Below are 17885 nucleotides of genomic sequence, written 5' to 3'. Positions count from 1 at the left end.
TCAGAACAGCTCCTCCATCGTCGTGGCACCGTCGCCGCTGAGCCTCACCAGCTCGGCCCATGAGTTGATCAGGGCGTTGTACCTCTCCTGATCGACCGTGCGGCCCTTCTTTGCCGCAATGTCGTGCAGTCGGTATGTGAGCGCCATCGTTGAGTCCTGCAACGGACCGAGCCGGGCCATCAGCTTGGCTGCCTCCAACTCGCCACCACCGTCGATCAAACGATCGGCCAAGTGATGCACAGCCTCCCAGGCAGTCGGGGCACTGTCCCTGCCCGGCGTCCAAGCTCGGTCGAGCGCACCATCGCCGTTCAACTGGACCCGGTTGGCATGACTACTAGCAACCTGAGCCCGCACCACGTCATCGACGCTGATTCCCAAAGGTCGAGCGGTCTTGTCCGCCTCCCCAAACGAGGCGCTGCTCCACGCGTGCGACTCCCACCAGCGGACGGCGAAGCGTGACTCAGGATCCAACTCACCCTCCTGCTCGTCCAGAACCTCGGACAGCGCGGCGTTGATCAGGTGCAGGGCCTGCTCGACCGGAACCGCACGACCAGACTGATCTAGCACCGCGCGGTAGCGCGAGAAGATCTGCATGCCTGGTCCCATGGCCGCCTGTGCAAGATCAACGGGCAAGATCGAGGCCGCCTGGAGGTCCCGGATGGCAGGACCGAGTTCACGGCGGAGAGCCCGATTGAAATCGGTCACGCTCGACGTATTTGCGGCAAGGTCGCGAGGGCGGCAGACCATCACGATGTAGCTTGCAACCGCATTAGCCCCGAGTCCGATCATGCGTGTGGAGCCAGTGCCATGGATAGGCCAGGTGCCCACGATCTCCAGGTCTGCGCGCATCATGGCCGTCAGGATGGAGGACCAACGGGTTTCCTCGTCGCGCCCTCCCTTTTGTTCTTTCGAGGCATACACAACGAGCATCGGGAGGTCTGGGTGTGCAGACTTCTTCAAGTTCTCGAAGGTTTCCGTGAACCCGTCGATGAAGTACGTGCGAGCAGCATCACGCTTGCTCCCATGCTGGCTCGGTAGGGCTGTGAGCTCGCCCGTCTTGGGCGTTGCGACCGTCTGGTAGAGGTCTGGGTGGATGTCCCGTAGCGCCCGTCGGTGCCACACGTAAAAGTAGTCAGACAGGTCTGCGTACGCGATGGCGTCGAAGTAGGGGGGATCTGTCGCCACCAGGCCAGGACTTGGGAGAGCGCTCGTCCGGGCATCCGCACGGACGACGATTCCGGCCCCATGTGCGGTGTACTTCGTGGCTGCCGTGACGCGCCGCACGATGTTGAGCCAATCTCCGACGGCGCCGCCCATGAAGAAGGTCTCAGCAAAGTCCCATGTCACGGGTAGGTCGTTCCGCCCGAACGCAGGCTCTGCCTTTGATGGGCCTGTGACGCGATCGCGCCAGCGCGTCTGGGTCGAGCCCGTGATTGCCAGCCCTCCGAGAGCAAGTCCGAGCATCGTCGTGATGAGGTCGGCCCACTGCTCGTCTCCACCGTCGTCCATGACGCGCGAACGCGTGCTGCGGATGAGGTCGCTCATCACGGATAAGGTGAGCATCTGGCGTGGGAGGTAGAGATCCGCTTGTGTGGCGAGACCAAACCGATTCCGGCTGCCCCCATCGGATGCAGGAACTGAATCGGGTACGTCAACGCCTGAGAGGTCTACCGACTGGGCGGCGACTACCTCCTCCTGCGTCGGTTCCCGGTAGTAGCGGCGGCCGGCTGCCTCCGCGACCACGGCCGTCATGCGCAATCCGAGGCCACCAGCACGTACCTGCTTGTCCAGGTCCGTGTCCTTCACAGGATTGCTGCATCCCAGGCACCGGAACGTTGCGCCACGCGCCGACTTTGTGGCCTCCGTTGGGCCACCAGACCGTTGATTACTGACGACCTTAATGGCCACGACACCCTCATCCACTGAGGGTTCGATCCATGCGAGGTCACCCTTCTTCTTGGACAACCACCAGGACGTGGTCAAGACTGTCTCAACCCCGCATGTGGGGTTGGGGCACGTGGCCGTACGAGCCCAAAGCCACGCGAGCGGCTTCTCTCCGGCCGCCATCGGGTAGTGCGGAGCGACTCGATCCCAAGCAGCGAGCATCACCTCCTCTGCGTAGTGCGACACGTCGCGAACGATGCCCTCGTAACCGACATAGGTTCGACGCACGGTCGTTGAGTCGCCCAACGCAAGGGTCTCCGGGGCGCTGGACTTCCCCCGCACCTTCGTGGCCGTGTGCGCCTCCCCATGAAGGGGTTGACGCCCGTAGGCCGGGGGCAGCAACTGGGTGAGGGTGCGCGAGATGAGCGTCGGAATCGGGTTCAGATCGCTACCAAACGTCTCCAGCCCGAGCCGCTGTGCCTCGACGAGCGTCGAACCCCCACCACAGAACGGGTCGAATACTGTCGGGGTCCCTTGTGGGTAGGCCCGGGCCACGAGCGCCTTCGCTTCATCCAGGTCCGCTGAGGCAGGAAGGTCGGCCCGTTTTGCCACCAGCCGCTTGATCAGGTCGAGCAGGTACACGCGCTGGTTGTCGTCCTCGGGGTCATCGACCAATGCGGCAAACAGCAGCGCACGCCAAGCGGGGAGAGGCATGGGGGCGAACCACTTGTGGATGTTGCGGAGAGTGCCGACGCCGCGCTCCTTGTCGGCCTTGCACGCGGCATTGATCTCCTCGAGCGGTAGGGCGACTTCGATGAGTTTTCTCTTGCGAGGGGTGCTGTCGGTCACTGCTGGCTCATCTCTGTGGCGTCGTTCCAGAATGGGTCCCAGTCGAACTCGACGCGGGCTGCTCGGGGGTCGATGGGTTGGGTGATGGGGTGTCGGAGGTATCGGACGGTGGTCGTGTCGTCGTCACCGACGCGCACGAGCGCGAGCACGGATCTGTCGCCCTTGTTGAGCGCGGTGACGGCTTCCTGCCTAGTCAACACGAAGGTGGTGCCACCGCTGACCCGTCCCTTCACCTCGATGAAGTCCAACCCGTCCGGGGTCTGGGACTCGATGTCGTACCCGGGGTTTTTGTGCGGCATTTCCGTTGGGTCGTGACGGAGGGTGTTCTCGACCCGCAGGACTGCGTCGACGGCGAGCCGTTCGATACGGATGGTCTCTTTCGCGCGGTGCTCTGCGGCTTCGGGGTCGACCTGGGCGTCGAGCCAGCCTTGGGTGATGACGAGGCAGGCGCCGGTCACGCGGGGTGGGCGGACGGAGATGTCACGTTCCTTGTCGAGGTCGGCCAGGCGCCGGTCGAGCCGGCGGGAGAGAGCCTCGGCCCGTTGACGCATCTGAGAGGCAGGCAGTCGAGTCTTCTTGCCTGCGCGTTCCCGTTCCGCGAGCTCGAACGCACGCTGGTCCCAGTAGTTGATCTCCCGGGTGAGCCGGTCCCGGACGAGTCGTTCGGTCTTATCCACCTGGGCGATCGTGCGCTGGGTGACCGTCTCTGCGTGCTGGCGGGCGAGCGTGACGGACGCTTCGCGGACGACCCGGGTGTTCAAGTCGGCCGCGTTGGCCCACGACTCTGTGAGGATCTGCTGCGCCGCTTCACGTTCGTCGTCACTGGTGGGGTCGTAGTTCGGGATGGGTGAGCCGTCCAGTGGGCTGATCGTCCCGTCCGGGTCCACCCGTACGTACTGGGCGCGTCTGGAGAGCACCCACGGTTGGCCGTCACGTCCAGTGCGTCCGTCGGTGACGTCATGCTCGAGCAGGCAGACGACGTACGGTTGAGTGTTGAGGTCGGCCCGGTCCACTAGGACCGCGCCGCGGCGGAGCGCGTCGTGGTGCCGGTCGGTGGTGACGCTCAGGGTTGCAGCCAGCAATGGGTGACCGGGGTGCAGGAGCGTGGCGACGTGGTTGTTCCCAGGAGCCTTCACGTACTTCGGGTCGAACGCAACGCGGTGGTAGGAGTTCACGACGGGTTGCCCGTAGCCGGTGATCCTGTCTCGTTCCTTGATCACCGCAGGGACGGTTCGGATCTCGAACCGGTGGCTCTCCCGCATCCGCAGTTGTCCGCCGACGTCCGCGAACGCCCGGTGGAAGAACGCTTCCACGTGGTGTGGTTGCAGACGAGCAGCCTCGGCGCGTTCCATGTCGCGCCGAATCTCGTCGATCTCGCCCTGGTCAAGGCTGGAAGGAACGAGCTGGTTCGCCTGTAACAGCTCGGGGATCCCTTCGGCGATCTTGGGGTCAATGACTTCCTCTAGGTAGCGTTGCCGTTCGGGGCCGTTCGCTTCCCGGATCGCGGCAACCATGAGGTCGCGCAGGGCGTTGCCCTGGAACAGCTGGCCGAGGACGTCGTAGACACGGTCGTTGTTGAGCGCTGCACGTTGGGTCTCCATCTTCTCCAGGAGCCGGATGTACACGTCGCCCTCGCGGGTGTCCTGAGCGACAAGGGACCACATGAAGCAGGGGTTCGGTTGACCGATGCGGTGGATCCGGCCGAACCGTTGTTCGATCCGGTTCGGGTTCCACGGCAGGTCGTAGTTGATGAGCAGGTGCGCGTTGCGATGCAGGTTCACGCCCTCACCTGCAGCGTCGGTCGCGATGAGGAAGATGCACTGCTCGTCCTGCTCGAACGTCTCCTTGGCCTTCTTCCGGTCCTCCCGCCTGGTCCCACCGTGGATCGTGGCGACGGCGTCGTCACGTCCTAGGTACTGGGTCAGGCGGGTCACGAGGTCATCGAGGGTGTCCTTGTGTTCGGTGAAGATGATGACCTTGCGGCGGGCCCCGGTGTCGTCACGCATCTCCTCGGTGTCGTCGAGGGTGTCCCGCAGCGCGTCCCACTTGGCGTACGTGGGCGAGGTCTTCACCGTGGTGGACTTCACGATGAGCTGGTCCAGGACGGCGATCTCAGTCTCCAGCTCCTCCGGGGTTCGGGATGCTGTGGCGCCGGCGACCGCACGTTCTTCGAGCGCCTGCTGCTCCTCGTCCGTGAGGTCTTCCAGGTCGTCCCAGTCCGGGATGTCCACGTCGTCGCTGATCGTCTTGGGCCGGAGCCGGGCTTCCCCCAGTTCGGACTTCAGCCTGTTGCGGCGACGTTCGAGGGACCGGTGGATCGCTGCCGGGGAGGACGCGAGGCGACGTTGCAGCGTGGTGAGGGCGAACCCGACCGCGTTGCGGCGGCGACCGTCGGTGTTGGTCTCATCGACCCGATTCATCTCTTCCCGCACGTAGTCCGTGACTGCGGTGTACAGGTCCTTCTCCGGCTGCGTCAACTCATATTCGACGGTGGATGCGAATCGCCGCGGGAAGAGGCGTTTCCCATCGAAGGTGCGCAGGTCTTCCTTGATGAGTCGTCGCATCAGGTCGGAGACGTCTACCTTGCGGGTGCCCTCCCTGGCGACTCCCTCGAACCGGTCGGAGTCCAGCAGTGCCATGAACAACTGGAACTGGTCCTCCTTGCCGGAGTGCGGCGTCGCAGTCATGAGAAGCAAGTTGCGGGTGTGCTTCCCCAGTTCCTCCGCCATCTGGTACCGCTTGGTCTTGTTGACCGCAGTGCCCCACACGGACGCGGACAGCTTGTGGGCCTCGTCAAAGATGATCAGGTCCCAGTCCACGTCGCACGCCTTGTCCAGGATCCCCTCGCTGTTCCGGGAGAGCACATCCAGGCGGGCCAACCACAACCCGCCCCTCGCGAACGGGTTTCCCTCGTGGGTGACCTTGTCCCGGGTGAGGACCTCGAACTGAAGCCCAAACTTGGTCCGCATCTCCTCATCCCACTGGTCCGCCAGGACACCGGGGGCGACGACCATGACGTTCGCCGCGTCGCCGCGCAGGAGAAGCTCTTTGATGAGTAGGCCGGCCATGACGGTCTTGCCCGCACCGGGGTCGTCCGCGAGGACGTAGCGCAACGGTTGTTTGTCCAGCATCGTCTTGTAGACGGCACGGAGCTGGTGCGGCAACGGTTGCACATCGCTGGTGCCGAGTGCAGCGAGGGGATCGAACAGGTGCGCAAGGCTCATCCTTCGTGCCTCGGCTGCCAGGAGGAACGCGTTCGGGTCAGCGTCGAACGTGAACGCCAGCCCCGCGCTGACCGACCGGACGTGGTTCAGGTTGTCGGCGAAGACGATCTTCTCCACGATGCCCGTATCCGTGCGGTAGGCCACGTTCGCGGAGTCGTCGGTGAGGCGTTCAACCGCGATCAGTTGCACGGGCTGCGGACCGGCGAGCCCGGTGACGGTCGCCCCCACGGTGAGCGCGTCAAACATCGACTTCGTCTGTGTGCTCGTTACGCCATCGTTCACGTTGTGACCCTATCCGTCCGTCCAAGTGGCTTCTTGCCTGGCCACGCCGACCTGCTTCGTTGGCGCACACCTGGAGTAATCGGCGCACCTGTCTCCTCAGTGACATGGTGGCCGGGCCCTCTGACAGACCTAGGATCAACCGCCCGTCCCGGACGCGCCCGCTTGGCATACGGCGAGGGCAGTAGCATCAGCGTCAGCCTCGCCAGCTGAGCTGAGGCCGACCCCGGATCCATCAGGAGGGCCGATGCCGACGATCCAACCCCAGTTCGACATTCCGACAGACATCGCGGACCGGCTGGCGTCAGGGGAGCTTGTCCGGTGGGGTGGCGTGGTGCGCGACCACGGTGGGCAGATCGTGAAGCATCTCAAGGAGAGGGTCCCTGAGGATGCTCCTCAGGAGCTGGCCGAGAGGCTGTCCGCCGCGGTGAAGGATCAGAGGCTCGTCGTCATCGGCGTTGGGGTCGTCACCTTAGTGGCCGCGGCGGGAGGAGTGGCGTACTGGGCGAAACGCAGGAAGTCACCACACCGTCCAGCGGTCGCGGTGGAGGTCCCGCCCAGCTTTGAGCGCTACAGCGCATCACTCACGCGGTACCTAGAGGCGGCGCGAGACGGCAACCTGGATGCTGATGTGATCGACCGCCTCGTCGCAGACCTGGACGCGATCGAAGCTGAGTCCGAGAACGGTGCCATTCGCATTGAGGTGACGCCGGAGGATGCTCGCACCCTCGTCCAGCTCGTCGCAGACCACACGCACCGGCTCGCCCAGGCCAATGACCGCGATCTAGGTGAGCTGCCCGCACTGTCGGGTGGGGATGGGGCAACCATCATCGACCTTCGCCCCTACCTGGCAGCCCAGGCCGCCATCTTCCGTGAGGATGAGGCCCCGGTCCCACCGGAGCACCCGGCGGGCTCCGCAATGTAGGGGCTGCGCACGGCGAGTCGGCTGGTCCCGGATCCTGTTTGCGTGTGAACTGGTGTGGTGGTTGTCCCTGATCCGCGCTGGCTCGTGTACACGCTCACGGATTCGGCGTCGTCGATCCCGGGGATGTTGCATGTGGGCGCGCACCCGGCGTTGGCGGCCCGTCCGGTCCCCGCTGTGCTGGACTCGTCTTGGCTTGCGTCGGGGGAGGACTTCCGGGTCACGAACCCGGGCACGTACGAGCGGGTGCAGGAACTGTGGAACCGCGGTGAGCCGCCGACAGTTCATGTGATCTCCGACCACGGCACGTGGGGGACCGACGCTGAGGCGTTGGGTGAAGGCTTGGTCGCGGAGGTCGAGGGGATCGACGCATTGGAGGGGCTGGCGTTTCGTGGCCGTCCTGGGTTCCGCTACTCGGGGAACACCCTGGATCGGGTCGTGCTAGCGCGTCGTGGTGTCCTGCCAGACTGGACTCGGATCCTGGTGTTTCAGGTGCAGCGACCGGACGGGTTGGGGTCGGTCGAGGAGATGCTGGGGTCCCCGCCGGTGAATCAGTTCGCCCGGTTGCGTACCCAGCTCGGCCCGGATGTGACTGCGTCCTTCCGGACGGCGTCGGAGGACCATCCGGCGTTTCTGCTCGCTGTCGCAGGCCCTCGCCTGGGTCCGCACATGATCCCGACAGGGTTTGTGCTCGGCCTGTGGGAGATCCGAGGCAGGTTCGGGGACGCCCGGGAACGTGGGGACTACTACGCGGTGGAGACACCCAAACTGGCGGCGTTGCGGGCGTCCTTGGTCGGGACTGTCGTTGATGCCCCGGCCGTGACGCACAAACGCTGGGCCTGACCGTCGGTCGCGGGGCCTGTGTCAAGGGTTGTGTGGCGGAGCAGACCCCACGGATCAGTGACCGGGGCGCCTGGGGGTGCGTTGCGGGCGAAGGAGCGGACGCGGAACAGGATGGTCTGCAAGCGGGTGGACGCGCGCCATGGCTCGTTGTTCCCTTCTTCGGGGACGACGTGACGAGCGCGAGCGTCGAGGAGGCGCCGCACGGCTGCGGGGTCCGTACCCGGGTCGGTGACCCAGGTGAGCAGGCCGGGACTGGTGACGAGGCGGGCGAACGCGACGTGTTCGGGGTAGATGACCGCGTCCAGGGACAGCCCGGCCCGGTCCTGTCGGGCAGTGATGGTGCTGGGGGAGAGGGCGACCCGGGCGCACTCGGCGCCGACGAGCATGGGTGGTGAATCGAACATGACGTCCCTAGTCGCGAGCCGGGCCCGGTAGTGCCGTTCCGCGGTGAGCAGCTCTGGGTGGGCGTGGAGACGTGGTTGTCCTGGTGCGCCGAGCCAGCGACGGTGACGGACGCACACGAGACCCACCCGGGGGAGCTGGCCGTGCGCCGGGTTGCCGCGCGTGCACTGGATGCACAGGTCCCGGTCGGTCACCCATTCCCCGTTGATGGTGTCCGGGGTCGTGAACGCGGACTCGTGCAGCCCGCCGAGTTCACGCCACGCCTGCAGGCGTGCCGGGTGGTGGGGTGAGAGCGTCCGGGCGGTCCCGGTCTCCCAGAGCATCTTGTCGATCCACCGTGCCTGCGTGCCGTTGCGGGTCGCCGCGCGTCGCGCGTACGTGTCCACGCCCTCCCCGCCGTACACACGGGTCGGGACCGGTAGCGGGGTCAAGGTCATTGGGCGCGTTTCAGCTTTGCGCGTCCAGAACGTGGGGGCGTGGTCGTGGTCGCGCGGAGCTGGCCTTCGGCGTTCTGGTCGATGCGGACCCTGTCGAGCTTGGCCCGGTCGACCTTCTCGGTCCCGTCGTCCATGGCGAGCTGGGCTGCCTTGGACACGAGGAGACGCAGTGACCCGATGGACCCGCCGGTCCTGTCGAACAGGTACCCGGCCAGGCCCTCGAGCGTGCCGGTCTTGTGCTTCGCGAGGGGGATGAGGTCTTCGATGGCGGCGACCAGGTCGGCCCAGTCGTCCCTTTGCTGCTGAGTGGACGCCCCGAAAGACTGCATCTCGTACATGGTGACCCGCCCGGCGAGCTGGGCACCGATGGTGCCGGTGAACAGGTCGGAGGACGGCAGGTCGATCCCGGTGTACACGAAAACGGCGTCGAGCCGTTCAGCGAACCCCTTCAGTGCGGACGCGGCGTCCGCGCCGGTGCTGGAGCGGGTCTTCAAGTTGTGGATCTCATCGAGCAGGACCATGGACGTGCCCATCGTGCGGAGCACGGTCACGACCTGTTCGGTCAGGTCCTGTGCGGTCGCCTGCCGGTGGATGGGCAGGCCGAGCCACTGGCAGAACGCGGTCATCATCCCCTTCGTGGTCGTCCCGGCGGGGGTGGGCACGTACACGACTGGTGCGTACTCGGGGTCGTCCCCCCGTCCGGTCTTCTCGCGCATCCGTTGTTCGTGCTGCTTCGCGACCCACATGGTCGCGGTGGACTTGCCGAGGGTGGACTGCCCGGACACGGCCAGGCCGGGCCGTGCGGTGAACTTCTTCGACGCGAGGGACCCGACGAGCAAGCGAGCGTTCAGGTCGATCGCGTCGGTGTCTGGGGTGGACAGGACGATGTTCCCGTCGAGGAACGCGACCCTCGCCTCGTCATGGGCGGTCTTCTCCTGCGGTGACAGGCGTCCGAGGGTGGCGGGGGTGAGGGTGTCAGGTTCGACGGGTGCGTCGGCCACGTACTCACGCCACGCGGTCAGGGTGTCGGGGATCGCCATGCGTGTCTCCTAGTTCAACCGTCGGGTGCGACGCTTGCGTGGCGCCGGGTTGTCGGGTCCCTCCGTGTCGGGCGGGGGAGGGGAGTGCTTGTCGTCCGCTCCGGCCTCGTCGCCGGGCTGCTCGTCTTCCGTGACGTGTTCGTCGGGCAAGAGTGGGTGGCCCAGCGCGGAGCGGCGTGCAGCCCGCTGTTCCTTGGCAGTCAGGCCCTGGTCGAGTGTCTGGATGCGGTAGACGGCTTCGAGGATCTTCACCGGGTTGTTCGTGTCGCGCTCGTCCAGCCCGGAGCGGGCCACCTTCAGCACGTCGAGGGAGAACGGCGGGGCCTGGTTCGCGAGCGTCCACGGCACCTCGATCCAGGTTCCGGCGATGTGGTCACGCACCCAGATCGTGTTCAGCCGGCCAGGGTCGTACCTCACCTCCCACTTGCCTGCGGCCGCGCCTTTGAGCCCGGACTTGCGTCCGCGCAGGTGGTGCAGGTCGGGGGAGTCGTACCGGAGCCCGGCGAAGTTGATCCCGTACGGTTGCACGCCCCGCCACGAGACCGGGAGCAGCTCCAGGTAGTCCGCCGCCTCGAACGCGACGTGGACCGGTGGTGCGACCCCTGCCAGGGCGGCGTACATCTCGTTCGGGGTCAGGTCCTTCTGCGGCATGGCAGGGTGACGCAGGCCAGGGTGCGGTCGGTTCTGCCACTCCGCGACGACCCACTGGTCGAGTAGGTTCTGCACCTCCTGCAACGGCCAGACAGCCTCCGCTGCAGGGTCTTTCCCGCGGCGGGTGACGGACCGTCCGGTGTAGCCCGTCAGGTACTGGACGAACAACGTGTTGACCGCGGAGAACAACCGTTCGATGTGAGGCTTGTCTGTCGGTGTGCGGGGTGCGGACTTCACCACGGAAATCTGCAGCCGTTCGCAGGCGGCCGTGAACGTGCGCCCCACGTACACCTTGCCCCGGTCGATCGTGATCGACTCCGGCTGGATGATGGGCCGGGCAGCGATCTTCTCCGTCAGCTCGTCAGCCTCCATAAGGACACCCGGCGGGAGGATGCTGCGGGAGAACGCCAACGACGCGTCCCACCCGGGTTGCATCGGCAACGGGGTGAGCGCCTTCGCGAGCAGGAACGCGGCCACGTCCACGGACTTCGTCGCGTCAGCACGCAGCATCGTCGCGGACAGGGTGCGGGTGGCGATGTCGAACAGGATCGTCAGGTCGGGCCGGCCGGTCGTCCCGTCGGGGTAGAGGACCATCAGGTCGAGCGGGGTGGAGTCGATCTCCATGAGCTCACCGGGCCGAGACGGTGCGCGCCGCCCGAATGTGCGGTCTGGCCTGTTCGCGAGGGACCGGCGAGTGGTCGCGTCCCCGAACGGGTGCCGGTTCCCTTCGAGCACCCCGACGGTCCGGTACATGGTCGCGCGTGAAGGGATCGGCAGGCCCTGCTGCTTCGCTGCGAGGGTGACGTTGTGGATGACCCGGCCACGGGTGCCCGTGGACTTGTCCGTCTGGCCGTGCAGCTCGGCTTCAATGAGAGACACGACGCGCGGGTCCACGCGCCCGGTCGTCCCGGACGCCCGGGTGGATCGGCCATCCACGAGGCCGGCGACGCCCTTGTCTCGGTACGCGTACACGTGCCGCCGCAGGGTCCGTTCCGTCATAGGGGAGCCGAGATTGGCGAGCTCAGCCACCTTCACGCGGACGCGCTCCATGAACGGCACCCCAGGGTCGTACTCCGCACGTGGCTGCGCATCTGGCACGTCGTCTGGTCCAGCCCCGTCGTGGTCCGGGAGCTGGGCCCCGTACAGCAGTTCGTGCACGTGCCCGTGCAGGAACCTCACCCGGGCCGCAGCAGCAGGCTCGAGCGTCTCGTACACGGACAACCCAGTCATGTCCGGCAGAGAAGCGGGGGAATCATGCAGGTAGGAGTCGTCATCCAGGAGAACGCCGACCGCGACCTTGCGGATCCGGCCAGTCGTCAACGACTTCAACGCCAACGTCGGCCCGTCCTGGGCGACGACCTGCCACGAGTCACCGTCGAACTGGATGAAATCCCACAACCGAACCGACTTCACGACACCACGGCCTTCGTGCTCATCGACAACGGCCGCGTCAGGTCAACGGTCAACGTCCGGTCCCACAACAGGTGGTACACGTTCGCCAGCACGATCTCGGCCGGGACGGCAGCGAACCGCACCACCTGCTCCACGCCGTCGCCGAGCCTGGCCCCGTCCGCGAACGCTGCCAGGATCCGGTCGTGCGTCTCAGGGGAGGGGGCACACCGGTCCTGCCGGTACCCGGCGAGCCACCGCAACGACTCGGCCATCCCAGCGGGCAGGGCGGGCCAGACCTCGTACTGCCAGCCCACCAGGTTGCACACCTCGCGGGTCAGAGCGAACTGAGCGAGCGCCTTCTTGGACTGGTGAGCCTCAGAGCGGACGTCCACGAGCTTGCCGTCGCCGTCGGCGAGCCGGACAAAGTAGTCCGGGACGTGCGACTTGTGACCAGGCGTGCCCTTCGGCCACAGGAACGCCAGCGGCTGGCTGCTGATCGCGACGGCGTCGGTGTCCCAGTCGAGCCACAGGAGCGCGTCACGCTCCAGGAGGCTCTCGAACCCGATGTGCGCCCTGGTCGTGGAGGACCACCACAAGCCCTCGTAGTTCCGCTTGCCCGGCCAGGACACGAACTCACGAGCAGGCCGGGCGCGCTCAAGGCGGACGCCCGCAAGGTCAGGGCCCACCGACTGTGTCTGCCAGTCGGCGGCCTCGTCGGAGGACCACAGGGCCAGCGTCGTGTCAGTGACGTTCGCCGGGAGGGAGCGCAGCCGAGCAGGCATGGTTCCGCCTCGCGTTGGATAGTTCTAGTCAGACTGATTATACGATCCGTAAGAGGACATGTCTACTGCGACAGAGGACAGGTTGAGTGAGACCGGACAGTGGCGACGCGCACGCAGGTGTGCACCCCTCCAGGTGGAATGACATAATGTGCATTATCGGCTATCGGGACTCGTCGTGCGTCACCGAACATCGCAGGACTACCGCCCTGGCCCAGGCCCAGGCCCAGGCCCAGTCGCTAGTTGCAGCAGCCGGCGCGCCACGAGCACGGCGAACACCGACCACGGCACGAGCGATGCCAACGCGAAGACGAGGCCGACTGTGCCGAAATTCGACGGGACCGCCATGAGTACCGCCGCAACGAGGCCCCAGAGCGCGGTGGCGCGGCTGAACACCGTGCTGCGGTACATCAGGACGGCCAGGATGAGTAGCGTGACCAGGTTGAAGAAGTAGTAGATGTCGAACGCCGTGCCCATCCACGTCGCGAGCATCCCGTCGCCGGTGGCGACGAGTGCGACCCGCTCGGCGGCGTCGGCCTCGCCGTAGGCTTGGGCGAGCCTCAGCATCTCCACTGCTCGTGGCGAGGCCATGTACGCGGCCATACCGAGCACGCCGAAGGAGAGTGCCACCACCACCGCGGACCGGCTGACTCGCCATAGAACGACGGCAAGGGCGAAGTACAGCAGGAACGCCAGGAGGTTGCTCACGATGTAGAGCACGTCCAGAGCGATCACGCCCCGGAACGGGTTGTTCAGGAGCACCTCGAAGTACTGCACCGTAGTCTCTGGCGGCGGCCAGACGAGGTAGATCGCGATCTGCACCACGATCAGCACCACGCTGGCCAGCGTCACCCACGCCCCGGTGACCACAAGCCCCGTCCACTCCTGGACGTCCTTGCGCACTATGCCCTCGTCGACGACCATCGCGATCCTCCGTTCCCGGGGCCGGGAGTCTCGCCCGGCCTCCCGTCAATCACGTCGGCCGATGAGTTCTTCAGCGTCTCCGGGGCATCCAGCACCCGGCAGACCCGGAGGTCGCGATCGACGGAGTCCACCGGTTCCTACGAACAGTGCAGGACCGGCGGCGGTGAGTCCGCGGCGCCGGACTGCCACGCCGGGGACAACTCCATACGTGCGAGCCTACGTGGCAACCCCTCACTTAGCGAGAGTCTGAGCGACCCGCACCGCACCACTTCCGTCGGGTCCTTCACCGGCTCTGGATGTCACCGTAGAGTGAACGCCATGAAGCAACGAACAATCGGTAACGGCACAGTCGGGCGCGTCGAGGTCGGTGCGATCGGCCTGGGCCTGATGACCTTCGACCAGACCGGCGAGCAGCCACGGGAGCAACTCGCCGAGACGATCCGGACCGCACTCGCTGCCGGAGTGACACTGTTCGACACTGCCGATGCCTACGGGCCCGGTGAGCAGCTGGGTGCGGCGGCACAGGGCGAGAACGAGAAACTGGTCGCTGGACTGCTCGACGAACTCGGGGTCCGGGACCAGGTGTACCTGGCCACCAAAGGCGGCAGTGTGCGCGGCGACGGCGGTTCCTGGTCCCAGGACAGTTCACCGGAACACCTGCACGCCGCGGTCGACGCGAGCCTGTCCCGGCTCGGCGTTGACCAGATTTGGCTCTGGCAGCACCACCGTCCTGATTCGGCCCGTGACTATGACGAGACGATCGGGATCCTGAAGGAGATCGTCGACACCGGTAAGGTCCGCATGGTCGGTCTGTCCAACGTCGACCCAGCCCAGATTCGGTCCGCGCACGCCGTCCTCGGTGACTCTCTGGTGAGTGTGCAGAACCAGTTCAGCCCGAAGTTCCGCAGCAGCCTGCCCGAGGTCGCTGTCTGCGCCGAACTCGGCCTGGCGTTCCTGGCCTGGAGTCCCCTCGGTGGGCTGACCGATGCCAAGGAACTGGCGGCGAAGCACCCGGCATTCGCGCAGGTGGCGCAGGACCGCGGAGTGAGCCCGCAGCAGGTGGCCCTCGCCTGGGAACTCGCCCAGAGCGAGGTGGTCATCCCGATTCCTGGGGCGAAGCGCCCAGCCTCGATCGCCGACTCCGCCGCTGCGGCGGATCTGGCGCTGACCGCCGAGGAGATCGCGCTTCTCGACGCCGCCTGAGCCAAGGAGCGCGAACGGTATCGGTGACCGGGGGTGCGAATCCGGTGTCACACTCGCGGCGGCGCAGGCGTCCTCTGGGATGACACCCGATCCCGAATGCCAGGAGGACACGATGCCCCGCATGCACCTACAGAAGGTCATTCCGCTCGCCTACGCCCCCGTGCTGGCGCTGGAGAGTTACGCCCGCAAGGTCAATGACAAGCGCACCTACGAACTGGTCAAGATCAGGGCCTCGGCCATCAACGGGTGCAGTTACTGCCTGGCCATGCACACCCGCGACGCCCGCAAACTCGGTGAGTCCGATGAGCGCATCGCCGCGTTGGAGGCCGGATGGAGCGGGCTGGACCTGTGGTCCCCCGCCGAGGAAGCCGCGCTCGCCCTGACCGATGAGGTCACCAGACTCGGCGAACACGGAGTCAGTGATGCGGTCTGGGACGAGGCGGTGCGGCGCTGGGGGGAGAAAGGCACTGGACATCTCATCATCGCGATCGCGACCATCAACGTATGGAACCGGATCGCGATCGCCACAGGTATGGAGGCGCAGGATCTGTGACCTCGGCCCCGGCCGAGCCGCTCGGACTGACCAAGGAGGAGTTCGAGCGGCTCAATGGGCGGATGCTCGGCGTGGCCTACCGGATCCTCGGCAGCTGGGCCGATGCCGAGGACGTCGCGGCCGAGGCCTGGATCCGTTGGCAGACCCGACGCCCGGAGCACGTGCGCGAGGTCCAGGCATGGCTGACCACCGTGGCCACCCGGCTGAGTCTGGATCGGCTGCGCACCATGCAACGTCGCCGGGAGGACTACGTGGGCTCCTGGCTACCGGAACCGATCGACACCGCGCTGCTGCCGCATGAGAGCGCGGAGCAGCGCCAGAGCCTGGACTTCGCCCTGTTGCACCTCATGGACCGGCTGGGTCCGGAGGAACGCGCGGTGTACGTGCTGCGCCACGCCTTCGACTACCCCTACACCGAGATCGCCCCGATGTTGGGCCGCACCCCGACCAGTTGCCGCCAACTCGGTCACCGCGCCGGGGCCAAACTCGGTCCCCTCCCCCAGGAGGCCGACCTCGACCGGCACCGGAGCCTCCTGAATCGGCTCGGCACGGCGATCATGGCCGGCGACGTGAGCGAGGCGATGTCGCTGGTCTCCCCCGATGTGGTGCTGCTCAGCGACGCCGGCGGCAGAACACGCGCCGCGCTGCGCCCGATCTACGGCCCCGATCGTGTGGTCCGGTTCCTGGTGGGCGTGACAACCAGGACACCACCGAGCCGATCCGTCCTCATCGGCGTCAACGGATGTCCGGCGTTCCGACTGATCTCCGACGGCGTGGAGCGCGTCTTCAGAATCGACATCGGTGACGGTGTGGTCACCAGGGCCTATGTCCTGGGCAACCCGGACAAGCTCACCCGGCTGCGCTAGCGGAGTTCGGTCACGAGGGAGCCTTGCTGCCTCGTACCGGCGTTTCGGTACCACGTCGTCGTGGACGCCTGCCGGAAACCGAGGCCGTGGTAGAGCGCGGCTGCGGCGCCGGACTCATAGGAGACCTTCACCCGCCGTGCCCCGGCCCTGGCCAGGCGATCGATACCGGTGCCCACCATCGCCCTGGCGAGCCCACGCCGGGCGAACTCGGCCTCGACGCGTACCGGTTCCACCAAACCCACCCTGGTGAGCGGGTCGAACCAGTACAACGAGTACCCGGCCGGACGGCCGTCATCGGTCTCCACCGCCAGATCGAGCGTCGGGTCATACAGCGAGCACTCCCCCAGTCGGGTCTCGACGTCGTCGCCGTTCCGGTGGCGCATCGGATGCGGAGTGCCGCGCCGTTGCGTGCGATCGACCAGCACAAAGCCCTCCGGAAGCCCAGGAACCTGCGGCCGCGCGGAGGCCTCCATCCACGCGGTCCCGTCCCCCTCTCCGGCTATCAGCCCGGACTGTCTGGCGAGGGCGGCGAAAACCGGGTCGTGGTCACCCACCGGGACCTCGAACCCCTCCCCCGCATGCTCGCCGGCGTGTTGGAGTGCCCGGTGCCACACGTCAGCGGGCTCGAGGCCGAAGGCCCCCGGGACGAGGATCGGATCGCATTGCCAGCCGGGGTTGTCACTGGTGAGCCACACCCCGGCGACCGGTCCGTCATCGTCGACCCAGAAGAGTGTGTCGACTCCGTCGGAACTACGCGGCAACCGCCAGGACCACTGCACATCGGCCGCTTCCCACACCCCCGCCCGGGGATCCTGCAGGCGGGCCCGCTGCAGCAACGTCGTGGTCAGAGACAGGGCTTCGCGGCCGTTCGCGCGGATCTGTCGGGGCGATCGGGAGGACACAAGGCATGACTCCACCACGAGAGGTGCTCCCGGACAACCGAATATTCGGCGGACACCAGGAGCACCTCGTCCGGCCCCACGCGTGTGCAGCGCTACATCTGATGCGTGTGCCCGCCGGGTAAAGTGGATCAGTCATCACAGCCGGATGACCTGGACAGCAAAGGTGGTACGGATGGCAGGCGACGAGAGGATTTTCGTGGAGACGGTCAGCGAGGACGGCCGGGCGATCGGGGTGGCGGAGAAGCTCGAGGTCCACCGCGAACCCGGCACGCTGCACCGCGCGTTCTCGTTGTTCGCTTTCGACGACGACGGCCGGCTGCTGCTGCAGCGGCGGGCCGCGGTGAAGTATCACTCCCCCCTGATGTTGACCAACAGCACCTGCGGGCACCCCTTCCCCGGTGAACCGCCGGCCGACGCCGTCGCGCGGCGCCATCAGGACGAACTCGGCGCCCCGGTCACCGACCTGGTGGAACTGGGCACCGTCCGGTACCACGTACATGACAGCGCCAGCGGCTTGTACGAACACGAGTACAATCACGTATTCGCCGGGCGGGTCGACCCGGCCTCGCTCGTGCCCGCGCCGGGCGAGGTCGACGAGGTGGTCTTCGTCACCGGGGACGACCTGGCCCGGTTGCGCGCCGCGGAGCCGTTCACGGCCTGGTTCGACCATGTGTGGCAGATCGCTCGTCCCCGGCTCCCCGAGTGGGGTTTCAGCGCCCGCTGAGTCATTAGGAT

At 66.6% G+C, this 17885-nt stretch carries 14 protein-coding genes; 6 read left to right on the top strand and 8 right to left on the bottom strand.

The window, feature by feature from the left end; genetic code table 11:
- Positions 1 to 2733 (bottom strand): DUF1156 domain-containing protein, encoded by a 2733-nt coding sequence (locus tag ACPL7H_RS06310; protein ID WP_424796188.1) that lies wholly within the window; start codon positions 2731 to 2733, stop codon positions 1 to 3.
- Complete coding sequence (locus tag ACPL7H_RS06305) at positions 2730 to 6203, bottom strand: helicase-related protein (protein WP_424796187.1); 3474 nt, start codon at positions 6201 to 6203, stop codon at positions 2730 to 2732. The genes ACPL7H_RS06310 and ACPL7H_RS06305 overlap by 4 nt, the downstream gene beginning before the upstream one ends.
- 280 nt (positions 6204 to 6483) lie before the next feature.
- Here ACPL7H_RS06305 and ACPL7H_RS06300 point away from each other — a divergent pair, with 280 nt between their 5' ends.
- Positions 6484 to 7161 carry a hypothetical protein gene (locus ACPL7H_RS06300; RefSeq protein WP_424796186.1) on the top strand — a complete coding sequence of 226 codons (678 nt, stop codon included), beginning with the start codon at positions 6484 to 6486 and terminating at the stop codon, positions 7159 to 7161.
- A gap of 57 nt (positions 7162 to 7218) precedes the next feature.
- Entirely contained in the window at positions 7219 to 8001 is a 783-nt protein-coding gene (locus ACPL7H_RS06295) for a hypothetical protein (RefSeq protein WP_424796185.1), read from the top strand.
- On the opposite strand, the gene ACPL7H_RS06290 is transcribed toward ACPL7H_RS06295, so the two are convergent.
- From ACPL7H_RS06290 to ACPL7H_RS06270, 5 genes are all read right to left on the bottom strand, one after another.
- Complete coding sequence (locus ACPL7H_RS06290; RefSeq protein ID WP_424796184.1) at positions 7905 to 8840, bottom strand: hypothetical protein; 936 nt, start codon at positions 8838 to 8840, stop codon at positions 7905 to 7907. The two genes, ACPL7H_RS06295 and ACPL7H_RS06290, sit on opposite strands and share 97 nt — an antisense overlap.
- The gene (locus ACPL7H_RS06285; protein ID WP_424796183.1) at positions 8837 to 9880 is read right to left on the bottom strand and encodes a TniB family NTP-binding protein; all 1044 of its coding nucleotides are present in this window, start codon (positions 9878 to 9880) and stop codon (positions 8837 to 8839) included. The genes ACPL7H_RS06290 and ACPL7H_RS06285 overlap by 4 nt, the downstream gene beginning before the upstream one ends.
- 9 nt (positions 9881 to 9889) lie before the next feature.
- On the bottom strand, positions 9890 to 11944 hold the full coding sequence (locus ACPL7H_RS06280) for a Mu transposase C-terminal domain-containing protein (RefSeq protein WP_424796182.1): 2055 nt from the start codon (positions 11942 to 11944) through the stop codon (positions 9890 to 9892).
- On the bottom strand, positions 11941 to 12705 hold the full coding sequence (locus ACPL7H_RS06275) for a TnsA-like heteromeric transposase endonuclease subunit (protein WP_424796181.1): 765 nt from the start codon (positions 12703 to 12705) through the stop codon (positions 11941 to 11943). Before ACPL7H_RS06275 ends, ACPL7H_RS06280 begins: the two co-directional genes overlap by 4 nt.
- Positions 12706 to 12903: 198 nt before the next feature.
- A complete protein-coding gene (locus tag ACPL7H_RS06270) occupies positions 12904 to 13626 on the bottom strand; it encodes a DUF4386 family protein (protein ID WP_424796180.1) in 723 nt (240 codons plus the stop codon).
- A gap of 318 nt (positions 13627 to 13944) precedes the next feature.
- Between ACPL7H_RS06270 and ACPL7H_RS06265 the strand changes: the two genes are divergently transcribed.
- The 3 genes from ACPL7H_RS06265 (at position 13945) to sigJ (ending at position 16248) form a co-directional block, all read left to right on the top strand.
- On the top strand, positions 13945 to 14829 hold the full coding sequence (locus ACPL7H_RS06265; RefSeq protein ID WP_424785928.1) for an aldo/keto reductase: 885 nt from the start codon (positions 13945 to 13947) through the stop codon (positions 14827 to 14829).
- Between the two features lie 121 nt (positions 14830 to 14950).
- On the top strand, positions 14951 to 15382 hold the full coding sequence (locus ACPL7H_RS06260) for a carboxymuconolactone decarboxylase family protein (protein ID WP_424785929.1): 432 nt from the start codon (positions 14951 to 14953) through the stop codon (positions 15380 to 15382).
- The gene (gene sigJ, locus ACPL7H_RS06255; protein ID WP_424796179.1) at positions 15379 to 16248 is read left to right on the top strand and encodes an RNA polymerase sigma factor SigJ; all 870 of its coding nucleotides are present in this window, start codon (positions 15379 to 15381) and stop codon (positions 16246 to 16248) included. The genes ACPL7H_RS06260 and sigJ overlap by 4 nt, the downstream gene beginning before the upstream one ends.
- Here the strand turns inward: sigJ and ACPL7H_RS06250 are convergent.
- Positions 16245 to 17150 (bottom strand): GNAT family N-acetyltransferase, encoded by a 906-nt coding sequence (locus ACPL7H_RS06250; protein WP_424796178.1) that lies wholly within the window; start codon positions 17148 to 17150, stop codon positions 16245 to 16247. The two genes, sigJ and ACPL7H_RS06250, sit on opposite strands and share 4 nt — an antisense overlap.
- 172 nt (positions 17151 to 17322) lie before the next feature.
- Here ACPL7H_RS06250 and idi point away from each other — a divergent pair, with 172 nt between their 5' ends.
- Positions 17323 to 17874 carry an isopentenyl-diphosphate Delta-isomerase gene (idi, locus tag ACPL7H_RS06245; protein ID WP_424796177.1) on the top strand — a complete coding sequence of 184 codons (552 nt, stop codon included), beginning with the start codon at positions 17323 to 17325 and terminating at the stop codon, positions 17872 to 17874.
- Positions 17875 to 17885: the final 11 nt, after the last annotated feature.

It is taken from the genome of Pseudactinotalea sp. Z1732 (assembly GCF_049724975.1).
Taxonomy (GTDB): domain Bacteria; phylum Actinomycetota; class Actinomycetes; order Actinomycetales; family Beutenbergiaceae; genus CALKWS01.
This window is presented reverse-complemented; position numbering and strand designations above follow the sequence as displayed.

Coding starts and splice junctions, on each gene's coding strand:
- ACPL7H_RS06305 (WP_424796187.1), bottom strand. CDS start 6,203: ATGTTTGACGCGCTCACCGTGGGGGCGACCGTCACCGGGCTCGCCGGT.
- ACPL7H_RS06300 (WP_424796186.1), top strand. CDS start 6,484: ATGCCGACGATCCAACCCCAGTTCGACATTCCGACAGACATCGCGGAC.
- ACPL7H_RS06290 (WP_424796184.1), bottom strand. CDS start 8,840: ATGACCTTGACCCCGCTACCGGTCCCGACCCGTGTGTACGGCGGGGAG.
- ACPL7H_RS06285 (WP_424796183.1), bottom strand. CDS start 9,880: ATGGCGATCCCCGACACCCTGACCGCGTGGCGTGAGTACGTGGCCGAC.
- ACPL7H_RS06275 (WP_424796181.1), bottom strand. CDS start 12,705: ATGCCTGCTCGGCTGCGCTCCCTCCCGGCGAACGTCACTGACACGACG.
- ACPL7H_RS06270 (WP_424796180.1), bottom strand. CDS start 13,626: ATGGTCGTCGACGAGGGCATAGTGCGCAAGGACGTCCAGGAGTGGACG.
- ACPL7H_RS06265 (WP_424785928.1), top strand. CDS start 13,945: ATGAAGCAACGAACAATCGGTAACGGCACAGTCGGGCGCGTCGAGGTC.
- ACPL7H_RS06260 (WP_424785929.1), top strand. CDS start 14,951: ATGCACCTACAGAAGGTCATTCCGCTCGCCTACGCCCCCGTGCTGGCG.
- idi (WP_424796177.1), top strand. CDS start 17,323: ATGGCAGGCGACGAGAGGATTTTCGTGGAGACGGTCAGCGAGGACGGC.